We start from the raw sequence: 13,063 nt of genomic DNA, 5'->3' as shown, positions 1-13,063 counted from the left end.
TCACGGACGTAACAGAGAGAGGTAATCCAATGGCTGGACCCCAGCGCCGCGGAAGCGGTGCCGGTGGCGGCGAGCGGCGGGACCGGAAGGGTCGCGACGGTGGCCCTGCCGCCGAGAAGACCGCTTACGTTGAGCGCGTTGTCGCGATCAACCGCGTCGCCAAGGTTGTCAAGGGTGGTCGCCGCTTCAGCTTCACCGCGCTGGTCGTGGTGGGCGACGGTGACGGCACCGTAGGTGTCGGTTACGGCAAGGCCAAGGAAGTTCCCGCGGCCATCGCCAAGGGTGTCGAGGAAGCCAAGAAGAACTTCTTCAAGGTTCCGCGCATCCAGGGCACCATTCCTCACCCGATCACGGGCGAGCGCGCTGCGGGCGTCGTGCTGCTGAAGCCGGCTTCCCCTGGTACCGGTGTTATCGCCGGTGGCCCGGTGCGCGCCGTTCTGGAGTGCGCCGGCGTTCACGACATCCTGTCGAAGTCGCTCGGCTCTTCCAACGCGATCAACATCGTGCACGCGACCGTGGCGGCCCTCAAGGGCCTGCAGCGTCCCGAGGAGATCGCGGCTCGCCGTGGTCTGCCCCTCGAGGACGTCGCTCCCGCGGCTCTCCTTCGTGCACGTGCCGGGGCGGGGGCTGCGTAATGGCTCGCCTCAAGATCACGCAGACGAAGTCGTACATCGGCAGCAAGCAGAACCACCGCGACACGCTGCGTTCGCTCGGGCTCAAGCGCCTGAACGACGTCGTCGTCAAGGAGGACCGCCCCGAGTTCCGCGGAATGGTGCAGACCGTCCGCCACCTCGTGACGGTTGAGGAGGTTGACTAATCATGGCTGAGAACAGCCCGCTGAAGGCCCACAACCTCCGTCCCGCCCCCGGCGCCAAGACCGCGAAGACCCGTGTCGGTCGTGGTGAGGCGTCGAAGGGTAAGACGGCCGGTCGTGGTACGAAGGGCCAGAAGGCCCGTTACCAGATCCCGCAGCGCTTCGAGGGTGGGCAGATGCCCCTCCACATGCGTCTGCCGAAGCTCAAGGGCTTCAAGAACCCGTTCCGCACCGAGTTCCAGGTTGTCAACCTGGACAAGCTCGGCGCTCTCTACCCCGAGGGTGGAGAAGTCACGGTGGCCGACCTGGTCGCCAAGGGCGCGGTTCGCAAGAACAGCCTCGTCAAGGTCCTGGGCCAGGGCGAGCTCTCCGTGGCGCTGCAGGTTTCGGTTGACGCCGTTTCCGCCTCCGCCAAGGAGAAGATTGCCGCTGCCGGCGGCACTGTCACCGAGCTCGTCTAAGACGAATTCTTGTGACTAAATAGCTCGAAACCCGACCGGGGATGCCTCACATAAGGGGCATCCCCGGTTGGTCGTTCCACGGGGGGCACACTCGCCGGTAAGGTGGCGTGCACCTTTGCTTTGTCGTATACGTCGATCCCTCAGACCGTCACCTCTGACGCAGTAGCGCGGGGGTCGCAGGAGGCACCGTGCTCACCGCGTTCGCCCGGGCGTTCAAGACGCCCGACCTGCGCAAGAAGCTGCTCTTCACGCTCGGCATCATCGTGCTGTTCCGGCTCGGGTCCCACATCCCGGTACCCGGCGTGAGCTACAAGAACGTCCAGATCTGCGTCGAACAGGCGGGCAGCAGCAATGGGCTGTTCGGCCTCGTCAACATGTTCAGCGGCGGTGCGCTGCTGCAGATCACGATCTTCGCGCTCGGCATCATGCCGTACATCACGGCGAGCATCATCCTGCAGCTGCTGACCGTGGTCATCCCGAAGCTGGAGACCCTCAAAAAAGAGGGACAGTCCGGCACGGCGAAGATCACTCAGTACACGCGCTATCTGACGGTCGCGCTCGCGATCCTGCAGGGCACCGGCCTCGTGGCCACCGCCCGCACCGGCGCCCTGTTCCAGGGCTGCCAGGTCGCCAGTCAGATCGTCCCCAACCGGTCGATCTTCACGACGGTCGTCATGGTGCTCACCATGACCGCCGGTACCTGCGTCGTCATGTGGCTCGGTGAGCTCATCACCGACCGCGGCATCGGCAACGGCATGTCGATCCTCATGTTCATCTCGATCGCCGCCGGCTTCATCGGCGCCCTGTGGACCATCAAGGAGCAGGGCAAGATCGCCGACGGCTGGGTCGAGTTCGGCGTCGTCATGCTGGTCGGCCTCGCGATGGTCGGCCTGGTGGTCTTCGTCGAGCAGGCGCAGCGCCGGATCCCGGTCCAGTACGCGAAGCGCATGATCGGCCGCCGTGCCTACGGCGGTACCTCGACCTACATCCCGCTCAAGGTGAACCAGGCGGGCATCATCCCCGTCATCTTCGCCTCGTCGCTGCTCTACATCCCGGCACTGGTCGTGCAGTTCAGCGGGTCCACCGCGGGCTGGGCCACCTGGATCAACAAGCACCTCGTCAAGGGCGACCACCCGTACTACATCGCGGTGTACTTCCTCCTGATCGTCTTCTTCGCGTTCTTCTATGTGGCGATTTCCTTCAACCCCGAGGAAGTTGCAGACAACATGAAGAAGTATGGTGGGTTCATCCCGGGTATCCGCGCCGGTCGACCTACCGCCGAGTACCTGAGCTACGTACTCAACCGCATCACCTGGCCGGGGTCGCTGTACCTGGGTCTCATCGCTCTTGTGCCGACGATGGCGTTGGCCGGCTTCGGAGCGAACCAGAACTTCCCCTTCGGGGGAACGAGCATCCTGATCATCGTGGGTGTGGGTCTGGAAACCGTGAAGCAGATCGAGAGCCAGCTCCAGCAGCGTAATTACGAAGGGTTCCTCCGCTGATGCGAATCGTCCTCGTCGGACCGCCCGGTGCCGGCAAGGGAACGCAGGCCGCGTTCCTTGCCAAGAACCTGTCGATCCCGCACATCTCCACGGGCGACCTGTTCCGGGCCAACATCAGCCAGGGCACCCCGCTGGGCAAGCAGGCCAAGGCGTTCATGGACGCCGGCGACCTGGTGCCCGATGAGGTCACCATCGCCATGGCCAAGGACCGCATGGAGCAGCAGGACGCTGCGAACGGCTTCCTGCTCGACGGCTTCCCGCGCAACGTGTCGCAGGCCGAGGCCCTCGACGAGATGCTCCAGGCCGCCGGCATGAAGCTGGACGCCGTCCTCGACCTGGAGGTCGAGGAGGACGAGGTGGTCAAGCGGATCGCCGGCCGCCGGATCTGCCGTAACGACTCGGCGCACGTCTTCCACGTGGCGTACGCCCAGCCGAAGGCCGAGGGCGTCTGCGACAAGTGCGGCGGCGAGCTGTACCAGCGCGGCGACGACTCCGAGGACACGGTCCGCAACCGGCTCGAGGTCTACCACACGCAGACCGAGCCGATCATCGACTATTACAAGGCCCAGGGCCTGCTCGTGACGATCCCCGCCCTCGGTGAGGTCGCGGACGTGACGAAGCGCGCGATGGACGCCCTGAAGAAGTAGTCACCCTTTGTTGTGCAGGTACGGCCGCGGTGTCCCCTCGGGACACCGCGGCCGTCTGCATGACGCGGCTTCGTACGACATCAGCCAATAATTGAGGAACCACAGCGGAGAGCAACCACCTCCGCGAGAGCGGCGGCGGTCTAGCCGCAGAAGAGGGAAGGCTGTTCCAATGGTCCAGATCAAGACCCCCGAGCAGATCGTGAAGATGCGCGAGGCGGGACTTGTCGTCGCCGCGATCCACGCGGCGACCCGTGAGGCCGCCGTGCCCGGCGCCACGACGCTGGATCTGGACATGGTGGCCCGCAAGGTCATCGCGGACGCCGGGGCCAAGTCGAACTTCCTCGGCTACGGCGGTTTCCCCGCGACCATCTGCACTTCGGTGAACGAGGTCGTCGTCCACGGCATCCCGGACGACAAGACGGTCCTCAAGGACGGCGACATCATCTCGATCGACGCCGGCGCGATCGTGGACGGCTGGCACGGCGACGCCGCGTACACGGCCTTCGTGGGCACGGGGCACGCCCCGGAGCTCGTCGAGCTCTCCCGGGTGACCGAGGAGTCCATGTGGGCCGGTATCGCCGCGATGAAGCTCGGTAACCGCCTCGTGGACATCTCGAAGGCGATCGAGACGTACATCAAGCGCCAGCCCCGCCCCACCACCGGTGAGCACAGCCTCGGCAAGTTCGGGATCATCGAGGACTACGGCGGCCACGGCATCGGCTCCGAGATGCACATGGACCCGCACCTGCTGAACTACGTCTCGCGCAAGCGGGGCAAGGGGATCAAGCTGGTCCCGGGCGTCTGCCTGGCGATCGAGCCGATGGTCTCCCTGGGCACCGCCCAGACGGAGGTACTGGCCGACGACTGGACGGTCATCACGACGGACGGCACCTGGTCCTCGCACTGGGAGCACTCCATCGCGCTGACGGAGGCCGGGCCCATCGTCCTGACCTCCCCGGACTGCGGCAAGGCGAAGCTGGCGGAGTACGGGGTCACCACGGCTCCGGACCCCCTCGGTTAATGATCTAGACTCTGGGGCAAACTTTCCGGATTCGTCTTTCGGGATGCCCTGACGTAGACTGACTCGTCGGCTCTCGTGCACCCCCATGCCTGCATGGCGCGCGAGGCCGATCAAGGTAGCCGATTCGAAAGGCGAAGCGTGGCCAAGAAGCAAGGTGCCATCGAAATCGAGGGCACCGTGATCGAGTCCCTCCCGAACGCGATGTTCAAGGTGGAACTCCAGAACGGTCACAAGGTCCTCGCGCACATCAGCGGCAAGATGCGCATGCACTACATCCGCATCCTCCCTGATGACCGGGTTGTCGTGGAGCTTTCTCCGTACGACCTGACGCGTGGCCGGATCGTCTACCGATACAAGTAGATCTTGTCTTCACTCCCGCCTGGGCGTCTTGTCCCGGCGCGGGTGGTGGCACTGACCCGGAGAACCTCACCAACATGAAGGTCAAGCCGAGCGTCAAGAAGATCTGCGACAAGTGCAAGGTGATCCGCCGTCACGGCCGGGTCATGGTCATCTGCGACAACCTGCGCCACAAGCAGCGCCAGGGCTGACGCACGCCGACCGACCTGCCTTTCGCAGTTCTTCGCGCGACGTAAGAAAACGTACATACGCAGAACCCGCCCAGCCCTGCGAGGGGCCGGCGGTACCTCCGGCGGGGGCCGGGGACCCGGACGTACCATCACCCACTTCGGGTGGTCGGCGGTCGGGAGTGGTTCTGCGGAAGACCCCCGAACACACAGGAGCCATTTGTGGCACGCGTTTCCGGTGTTGACATCCCGCGCGAAAAGCGTGTGGAGATCGCACTCACCTACGTCTTCGGTATCGGGCGCACCCGGTCCAAGGAGATCCTCGCCTCCACCGGCGTGAACCCGAACACCCGCGTTCGTGACCTGGCCGAAGAGGACCTCGTCAAGATCCGCGAGTACGTGGACGCCAACCTCCGTACCGAGGGTGACCTCCGCCGCGAGATCCAGGGCGACATTCGCCGCAAGATCGAGATCCAGTGCTACCAGGGCATCCGCCACCGTCGTGGCCTGCCGGTGCACGGTCAGCGCACCAGCACGAACGCGCGTACCCGCAAGGGCCCGCGTCGCGCGATCGCCGGTAAGAAGAAGCCGGGCAAGAAGTAGTCCTGTTCAGCGGTCTTGCGCTGTAGGACCGACCACCTCCCGTAGGAGATTTAGATGCCCCCCAAGGGTCGTCAGGGCGCTGCCAAGAAGGTGCGCCGCAAGGAAAAGAAGAACGTCGCTCACGGGCACGCCCACATCAAGAGCACGTTCAACAACACCATCGTTTCGATCACCGACCCCTCGGGCAACGTGATCTCCTGGGCCTCCGCCGGCCACGTCGGCTTCAAGGGCTCGCGCAAGTCCACCCCCTTCGCCGCGCAGATGGCCGCCGAGTCGGCCGCCCGCCGCGCGCAGGAGCACGGCATGCGCAAGGTTGACGTCTTCGTCAAGGGTCCGGGCTCCGGCCGCGAGACCGCGATCCGCTCCCTCCAGGCCACTGGCCTCGAGGTCGGCTCGATCCAGGACGTCACCCCCACCCCGCACAACGGCTGCCGCCCGCCGAAGCGCCGCCGCGTCTGACGCAGCGGACGCACCTGTGCGTTCTTGAGTGTCCGGGCGGTACGACCCCTTCGGGGGCCGTGCCGCCCGTACCCTTGCAGTAGCCGTACTCCGGTACGGCGTCCCGTCGGGCGTCAAATAGTGGGCGTCCACGAATGAAGGAACACAGACATGCTTATCGCTCAGCGTCCTTCGCTGACCGAAGAGGTCGTCGACGAGTACCGCTCGCGGTTCGTGATCGAGCCGCTGGAGCCGGGCTTCGGCTACACCCTCGGTAACTCCCTGCGCCGTACGCTCCTGTCCTCGATCCCGGGTGCCGCTGTCACCAGCATCCGCGTGGACGGCGTCCTGCACGAGTTCACCACCGTGCCGGGCGTCAAGGAAGACGTCACCGACATCATCCTCAACATCAAGCAGCTGGTCGTCTCCTCGGAGCACGACGAGCCGGTCGTGATGTACCTGCGCAAGCAGGGTCCCGGCCTGGTCACCGCTGCCGACATCGCGCCCCCGGCCGGTGTCGAGGTGCACAACCCGGACCTGGTCCTCGCCACGCTCAACGGCAAGGGCAAGCTGGAGATGGAGCTGACCGTCGAGCGCGGTCGCGGCTACGTCTCCGCCGTCCAGAACAAGCAGCTGGGCCAGGAGATCGGTCGTATCCCGATCGACTCCATCTACAGCCCGGTCCTCAAGGTCACCTACAAGGTCGAGGCGACCCGAGTCGAGCAGCGCACCGACTTCGACAAGCTGATCGTCGACGTCGAGACCAAGCAGGCCATGCGCCCGCGTGACGCCATGGCGTCCGCCGGCAAGACCCTGGTCGAGCTGTTCGGTCTGGCCCGCGAGCTCAACATCGACGCCGAGGGCATCGACATGGGCCCGTCGCCGACGGACGCCGCCCTGGCCGCCGATCTGGCGCTGCCGATCGAGGAGCTCGAGCTCACCGTTCGGTCGTACAACTGCCTCAAGCGCGAGGGCATCCACTCCGTGGGTGAGCTCGTCGCCCGCTCCGAGGCCGACCTGCTCGACATCCGCAACTTCGGTGCGAAGTCGATCGACGAGGTCAAGGCGAAGCTGGCCGGCATGGGCCTGGCCCTCAAGGACAGCCCGCCCGGATTCGACCCGACCGCTGCCGCGGACGCCTTCGGTGCCGAGGACGACGCGGACGCCGGTTTCGTCGAGACCGAGCAGTACTAGAAAAGCTTGTGGGGGGCTCACGCCCCCCACACCCCCTCTCGCGACCGCCTGAGGGAACTGACTCCGGTACCTGACACGGCCGGTGCAGATTTGAAGGAGTAACAATGCCGCGTCCCGCAAAGGGTGCCCGCCTGGGCGGCTCCGCCGCGCACGAGAAGCACCTCCTCGCGAACCTCGCGAAGGCGCTCTTCGAGCACGGCCGCATCACCACCACCGAGGCCAAGGCCCGTCGCCTGCGTCCCTACGCCGAGCGTCTGGTGACCAAGGCCAAGAAGGGCGACATCCACAACCGTCGCCTGGTGCTGCAGACGATCACGGACAAGAGCATCGTGCACACGCTGTTCACCGAGATCGCCCCGCGCTACGAGAACCGCCCCGGTGGTTACACGCGCATCACCAAGATCGGCAACCGTCGTGGCGACAACGCCCCGATGGCCGTGATCGAGCTGGTCGAGGCCCTTACGGTCGCCCAGCAGGCCACTGGTGAGGCCGAGGCCGCCACCAAGCGCGCCGTGAAGGAGGCGGAGGCCACCGAGGCTCCCGCCGCCGAGGAGACCAAGGAGGCCTGATCCCCCTTCGGGATCACGCTGAACGGCTCTGAACGGGCCCGCCCCTTCCCGGGGCGGGCCCGTTCTGCATGTGTGAGCTCATCCGTGAGCTTCTGAGAGGATCGGTCACGTGAGTGACGAGGTGGAGCCCGGGCACGTCCGGGTGCGGCTGGACCTGAGCTACGACGGCAAGGACTTCTCCGGCTGGGCGAAGCAGCGCGTGCTGCGGACCGTGCAGGGCGAGCTGGAGAGCGCCCTGCAGACCGTGATGCGGCTCAAGGAGCCCGTCGAGCTGACCGTGGCCGGGCGGACCGACGCCGGGGTGCACGCCCGTGGGCAGGTCGCGCAGTTCGACCTGGCCGAGGAGGTGTGGGCCGAGCACCACGACAAGCTGCTGCGCCGCCTCGCCGGCCGGCTGCCGCACGACATCCGCGTGTGGAAGGTCGCCGAGGCCCCCGAGGGCTTCAACGCGCGCTTCTCGGCCATCTGGCGCCGCTACGCCTACCGCGTCGGCGACCACCAGGGCGGGGTCGACCCGCTGCGCCGCGGCCACGTCCTGTGGCACCAGTGGCCCCTCGACGTGGACGCCATGAACGAGGCCGCCGCCCCGCTGCTCGGCGAGCACGACTTCGCCGCGTACTGCAAGAAGCGCGAGGGCGCGACGACGATCCGTACCCTCCAGCAGCTCAGCTGGGAGCGGGCCGAGGACGGGATCATCACCGCGACCGTCCGCGCCGACGCCTTCTGCCACAACATGGTCCGCTCCCTGGTGGGCGCACTGCTGCACGTCGGCGACGGGCACCGGTCGGTGGAGTGGCCGGGGCAGGTGCTGGCCGCGGCGGTACGGGACTCCTCGGTGCACGTGGTCAAGCCGCACGGGCTGACGCTGGAGGAGGTCGGCTATCCGGCGGACGAGCTGCTGGCGGCCCGCAGCAAGGAAGCACGGAACATGCGGACCCTGCCGGGCGCCGGCTGCTGCTAATCAGATTGGGTGGATCGCCGCCGGACCGGGACAATGCCCGGCATGGGACATCTCGAAGCCAGCCACCTGGAGTACTACCTTCCCGACGGGCGGGTACTGCTCCCCGACGTCTCCTTCCGCGTGGGGGAGGGGTCGGTGGTCGCCCTCGTGGGGGCGAACGGGGCCGGCAAGACCACCCTGCTGAAGATGATTTCCGGTGAGCTCCAGCCGCACGGCGGTGGGGTCACCGTGAGCGGCGGGCTCGGCGTGATGTCGCAGTTCGTGGGCTCCGTACGCGACGAGACGACCGTGCGCGACCTGCTGGTGTCGGTGTCCCAGCCGCGGATCCGGGACGCCGCGAAGGCCGTGGACAAGGCCGAGCAGCTGATCCTCACGGTGGACGACGAGGCCGCCCAGATGGCCTACGCGCAGGCGCTCAGCGACTGGGCCGACGTCCAGGGCTACGAGGCGGAGACCCTGTGGGACGTCTGCACGATGGCCGCGCTGGCGATCCCGTACGACAGCGCGCAGTTCCGCGAGGTGCGCACGCTGTCGGGCGGTGAGCAGAAGCGGCTCGTGCTGGAGGCGCTGCTGCGCGGGCCGGACGAGGTGCTGCTGCTCGACGAGCCGGACAACTACCTCGACGTCCCGGGCAAGCGGTGGCTGGAGGAGCAGCTGAAGGCCACCCGCAAGACCGTGCTGTTCGTCTCCCACGACCGGGAACTGCTCACCCAGGCGGCCCAGAAGATCATCAGTCTTGAGGCGAGCCCGACGGGCAGCGACGTGTGGGTGCACGGCGGGGGCTTCGACACCTACCACGACGCCCGCAAGGAGCGCTTCGCGCGCTTCGAGGAGCTCAAGCGGCGCTGGGACGAGGAGCACGCCCGGCTGAAGGCCCTGGTGCTGCGGCTGCGAGGCCAGGCCGCTTCCAGCCCCGACATGGCCTCGCGCTACCGGGCGATGCAGACCCGCTTCCAGAAGTTCGAGGAGGCCGGCCCGCCGCCGGAGCCGCCTCGCGAGCAGGACATCAGGATGCGGCTGAAGGGCGGGCGCACCGGCGTGCGCGCGCTGACCGTGGAGAACCTGGAGCTCACGGGGCTGATGAAGCCCTTCTCGCTGGAGGTCTTCTACGGCGAGCGGGTGGCCGTACTGGGCTCGAACGGCTCCGGGAAGTCGCACTTCCTGCGGATGCTGGCCGGCGAGGACGTCAAGCACACGGGCACGTGGAAGCTGGGCGCCCGGGTGGTCCCCGGGCACTTCGCGCAGACCCACGCCCACCCGGAGCTCTTCGGGCGCACCCTCGTCGACATCCTGTGGACGGAGGCCGCCAAGCCGCTGGGCGCGGCGATGGGCGTGCTGCGCCGCTACGAGCTGGAGCGGCAGGGCGACCAGCTGTTCGACCGGCTCTCGGGCGGTCAGCAGGCGCGGTTCCAGATTCTGCTCCTGGAGCTGGCCGGGACCACGGCGCTGCTGCTGGACGAGCCGACGGACAACCTGGACCTGGAGTCGGCGGAGGCCCTCCAGGAGGGCCTGGAGTCCTACGAGGGCACTGTGCTGTGCGTCACGCACGACCGGTGGTTCGCCCGCACATTCGACCGGTACCTGGTCTTCGGTTCGGACGGGGTCGTGCGAGAGACTCAGGAACCCGTCTGGGACGAGCGGCGCGTCGAGCGCCGCCGCTGAGCCCGTCCGGGACGAACGTCGAGTCGAGCGCAAGCGCTAGGGGAGAGCACCGTGGGGTTGCGGCCTGGGATCTGGCTGATGAAGTGGGACACCCACGTGCGTACGTCAGGGAACCGGCTGGTCGACTGGCTGCTGCGGCCGGCCTCCCGGCCCTGGCAGCTCGCCTCCCTCGCGGTGGTGCTCGGGATCTGCGTCTCCACGAGCCTGCGGGCGAACTGGGGCTCGGACAACGCCTTCGTGGTGAAGGCGGCCGAGACGCTGCTGGCGGGCGGGTCCCCGTACGAGGACAAGCGGTTCCTCTACCTCCCCAGCGCCGTGCTCATGGCGGTCCCCGAGGCGCTGCTGCCGCAGACGGTGCTGCGGTGGGTGCTGCCGGTCGGGATGTCGGGGCTGCTGGGCATCGGGTGGCTGGCCGCGCTGAGGCTGTTCTCGGTGCCGCTGCGCTCGCGGTTCGCGGTCGTCGGCTTCGCCGTCCTCGCGCTGGCCTACAAGCCGTACGTGAACCTCGTGCTGATCGGCAACTGGACGGCCATCTCGGCGGCCGCCCTGCCGGTGGCGCTGCTGCTGGCGCGGCGGCGCGCGTGGGGGGCGGCCGGGCTGGTGGTCGGGCTGGCCATCGCGTGCAAGCCGATGCTGGTGCCGATCGGGGTGCTGTTCCTCGTCGCCCGGCAGTGGCGGGGGCTGGCGGCGGCCGTGCTGGTGCCGCTGGGCGCCTCGCTGGCGGGGGCGCTGCTGATGCCGCAGCCTTCGCTGTTCTTCACCAAGACGCTGCCGTTCCTGTTCCAGGGGCAGGACTCCTACGCGCTGCCCTGGGACGCCTCGCCGATCGCGGTGCTGCCGAGGCTGGGGGTCCCCGAGCCGGTGGCCGTGCTGGTGGCCTTCGCGGGGGCCGGGGCGGCCCTGTGGGCGGCCTGGACGCGGTGGCGGCGTACGGACGATGCCGACGGGGGCGAGCTGCGGCTGGTGGAGACGGCCTGCATGGTGATGCTCGCCGCATTCCTGGTCTCCCGTCCCTCCTTCGACCACTACCTGCTGGTGGTGCTGCCGCTGCTGCTGGCCTCGGCGGTGCGGGAGGGCTCGATGCCCCGCTCGCCCTGGTTCTGGCTGGCGCTGACGCCTCAGATGGCCCTGATCCCGTGGCCCTCGGAGCTGGCCCACAAGCGGCGTGCCTTCAAGGACTGCGCGACCCTGTGCGGGCTCGCGATTCTGCTGGTGTGGCGTGCGCTGCGCTCCGGGCGGGTTACTCTGGACCCTGTAACAACTGCGGGGTCCCCACCCAGGACCGAACCGGAGTGCGCCGCGACGTCAGCAGAATCGGCATCGCGGACCGCGTTTTGACCCGTTTGGGTCTGCTTGGGTATCCTGCTGGTTTGTTATGCGTATTGGCTTTCTCATTCTCACGTGAAAGGGCCTTGCGCCGGTCCACCGGACCGATGACCAGCAGTTCACACGGGTTGCGTCTCCGTTGTGAATGAGGGCTGTCGTGATCGTCCGTGGTGACCCTGTCAGGACCTTCCCCGCCGGGCTTGCGCCCTAGGGGATACCACCACTGAAGAAGCGAAGGCATACGCGTGCGTACGTTCAGCCCCAAGCCCGGCGACATCTCGCGCCAGTGGCTCGTCATCGACGCCCAGGACGTTGTCCTCGGCCGTCTGGCGACCCAGGCCGCTGCCCTCCTGCGGGGTAAGCACAAGCCGACTTACGCCCCCCACATGGACATGGGCGACTTCGTCATCATCGTCAACGCCGACAAGGTTCACCTGTCCGGCAACAAGGCGACCCAGAAGATGGCCTACCGCCACTCTGGCTTCCCGGGCGGTCTGCGCTCCGTGCGCTACGACGACCTCCTGGCGAACAACCCGGAGAAGGCCGTCGAGAAGGCCATCAAGGGCATGCTCCCCAAGAACACCCTGGGCCGTCAGATGCTCTCGAAGCTGAAGGTCTACTCGGGCGACCAGCACCCCCACGCTGCCCAGCAGCCGGTGCCGTTCGAGATCACCCAGGTCGCGCAGTAGTTCCGGCCACCCCCTAAGACGTAGAAAATTCTGAGGAGCATCGTGGCCGAGACCACCGCCGAGACGACCCCCGTCGACGAGTTCGAGGGCAACGTCGAGGAGTACACCAGCGAGTCTGAGGTTGCCCCCGAGGGCGACTACACCTCCGAGTCCCTTGCCGGTCGCTTCGGCGACCCCCAGCCGGCCGCCGGCCTGGGCCGTCGCAAGAACGCCATCGCCCGCGTCCGGATCGTTCCGGGCACCGGCAAGTGGAAGATCAACGGTCGCACCCTTGAGGACTACTTCCCCAACAAGGTGCACCAGCAGGAAGTCAACGAGCCGTTCAAGCTCCTTGAGCTGGACAACCGCTACGACGTCATCGCCCGCATCTCGGGTGGCGGCGTTTCCGGCCAGGCCGGCGCCCTGCGCCTCGGCGTGGCCCGTGCGCTGAACGAGGCGGACGTGGACAACAACCGCCCGGCGCTGAAGAAGGCCGGCTTCCTTTCCCGCGACGACCGTGCGGTCGAGCGCAAGAAGGCCGGTCTCAAGAAGGCCCGTAAGGCTCCGCAGTACAGCAAGCGTTAATCTGCGCCTGCTGTTCTGCAACGAAACCGCCCCGGCAGCACTCTCCGTGCTGTCGGGGCGGTTCGTTTACCGCCACAAGCGGCAAATA

The 13,063-nt window shown here is 67.4% G+C and carries 17 protein-coding genes; all 17 read left to right on the top strand.

Annotated elements, in window-relative coordinates; translation table 11 throughout:
• Nucleotides 1-29 precede the first annotated feature (29 nt).
• Nucleotides 30-635 (top strand): 30S ribosomal protein S5, encoded by a 606-nt coding sequence (rpsE, locus tag OG625_RS15355; protein WP_030298218.1) that lies wholly within the window; start codon nt 30-32, stop codon nt 633-635.
• Nucleotides 635-817: a 50S ribosomal protein L30 gene (gene rpmD / locus OG625_RS15350; RefSeq protein WP_053682614.1), complete on the top strand. Its 183-nt coding sequence runs from the start codon at nt 635-637 to the stop codon at nt 815-817. The genes rpsE and rpmD overlap by 1 nt, the downstream gene beginning before the upstream one ends.
• Before the next feature lie 2 nt (nt 818-819).
• The gene (gene rplO, locus OG625_RS15345; protein WP_008739693.1) at nt 820-1,275 is read left to right on the top strand and encodes a 50S ribosomal protein L15; all 456 of its coding nucleotides are present in this window, start codon (nt 820-822) and stop codon (nt 1,273-1,275) included.
• Nucleotides 1,276-1,463: 188 nt separating this feature from the next.
• Entirely contained in the window at nt 1,464-2,777 is a 1,314-nt protein-coding gene (gene secY / locus OG625_RS15340) for a preprotein translocase subunit SecY (RefSeq protein ID WP_329380654.1), read from the top strand.
• Nucleotides 2,777-3,424 carry an adenylate kinase gene (locus tag OG625_RS15335; protein WP_329380651.1) on the top strand — a complete coding sequence of 216 codons (648 nt, stop codon included), beginning with the start codon at nt 2,777-2,779 and terminating at the stop codon, nt 3,422-3,424. The genes secY and OG625_RS15335 overlap by 1 nt, the downstream gene beginning before the upstream one ends.
• 169 nt (nt 3,425-3,593) lie before the next feature.
• Complete coding sequence (gene map / locus OG625_RS15330; protein ID WP_329380648.1) at nt 3,594-4,445, top strand: type I methionyl aminopeptidase; 852 nt, start codon at nt 3,594-3,596, stop codon at nt 4,443-4,445.
• A 138-nt stretch (nt 4,446-4,583) separates the two neighbouring features.
• Complete coding sequence (gene infA, locus OG625_RS15325) at nt 4,584-4,805, top strand: translation initiation factor IF-1 (protein WP_003956442.1); 222 nt, start codon at nt 4,584-4,586, stop codon at nt 4,803-4,805.
• 74 nt (nt 4,806-4,879) lie between these two features.
• Nucleotides 4,880-4,993 (top strand): 50S ribosomal protein L36, encoded by a 114-nt coding sequence (gene rpmJ, locus OG625_RS15320; protein WP_003956441.1) that lies wholly within the window; start codon nt 4,880-4,882, stop codon nt 4,991-4,993.
• Nucleotides 4,994-5,191: 198 nt separating this feature from the next.
• The gene (rpsM, locus tag OG625_RS15315) at nt 5,192-5,572 is read left to right on the top strand and encodes a 30S ribosomal protein S13 (protein ID WP_007265919.1); all 381 of its coding nucleotides are present in this window, start codon (nt 5,192-5,194) and stop codon (nt 5,570-5,572) included.
• Between the two features lie 54 nt (nt 5,573-5,626).
• The gene (gene rpsK, locus OG625_RS15310; RefSeq protein ID WP_003956432.1) at nt 5,627-6,031 is read left to right on the top strand and encodes a 30S ribosomal protein S11; all 405 of its coding nucleotides are present in this window, start codon (nt 5,627-5,629) and stop codon (nt 6,029-6,031) included.
• 150 nt (nt 6,032-6,181) lie between these two features.
• Nucleotides 6,182-7,204 (top strand): DNA-directed RNA polymerase subunit alpha, encoded by a 1,023-nt coding sequence (locus tag OG625_RS15305; protein ID WP_329380645.1) that lies wholly within the window; start codon nt 6,182-6,184, stop codon nt 7,202-7,204.
• Between the two features lie 104 nt (nt 7,205-7,308).
• The gene (gene rplQ, locus OG625_RS15300; RefSeq protein ID WP_069921530.1) at nt 7,309-7,773 is read left to right on the top strand and encodes a 50S ribosomal protein L17; all 465 of its coding nucleotides are present in this window, start codon (nt 7,309-7,311) and stop codon (nt 7,771-7,773) included.
• Nucleotides 7,774-7,882: 109 nt separating this feature from the next.
• Complete coding sequence (gene truA, locus OG625_RS15295) at nt 7,883-8,734, top strand: tRNA pseudouridine(38-40) synthase TruA (protein WP_329380642.1); 852 nt, start codon at nt 7,883-7,885, stop codon at nt 8,732-8,734.
• A gap of 33 nt (nt 8,735-8,767) precedes the next feature.
• Nucleotides 8,768-10,396, top strand: coding sequence for an ABC-F family ATP-binding cassette domain-containing protein (locus OG625_RS15290; RefSeq protein ID WP_329380638.1), 1,629 nt, complete (start codon nt 8,768-8,770; stop codon nt 10,394-10,396).
• A gap of 78 nt (nt 10,397-10,474) precedes the next feature.
• Complete coding sequence (locus OG625_RS15285) at nt 10,475-11,734, top strand: glycosyltransferase family 87 protein (RefSeq protein ID WP_329380635.1); 1,260 nt, start codon at nt 10,475-10,477, stop codon at nt 11,732-11,734.
• A gap of 233 nt (nt 11,735-11,967) precedes the next feature.
• Nucleotides 11,968-12,411 (top strand): 50S ribosomal protein L13, encoded by a 444-nt coding sequence (rplM, locus tag OG625_RS15280; RefSeq protein WP_030230678.1) that lies wholly within the window; start codon nt 11,968-11,970, stop codon nt 12,409-12,411.
• A gap of 42 nt (nt 12,412-12,453) precedes the next feature.
• Complete coding sequence (gene rpsI / locus OG625_RS15275) at nt 12,454-12,975, top strand: 30S ribosomal protein S9 (RefSeq protein ID WP_329380632.1); 522 nt, start codon at nt 12,454-12,456, stop codon at nt 12,973-12,975.
• Nucleotides 12,976-13,063 lie beyond the last annotated feature (88 nt).

It is taken from the genome of Streptomyces sp. NBC_01351 (genome assembly GCF_036237315.1).
GTDB lineage: Bacteria > Actinomycetota > Actinomycetes > Streptomycetales > Streptomycetaceae > Streptomyces.
The sequence above is the reverse complement of the archived record's forward strand: the minus strand, read 5'-3'. Positions and strand labels throughout refer to the sequence as shown.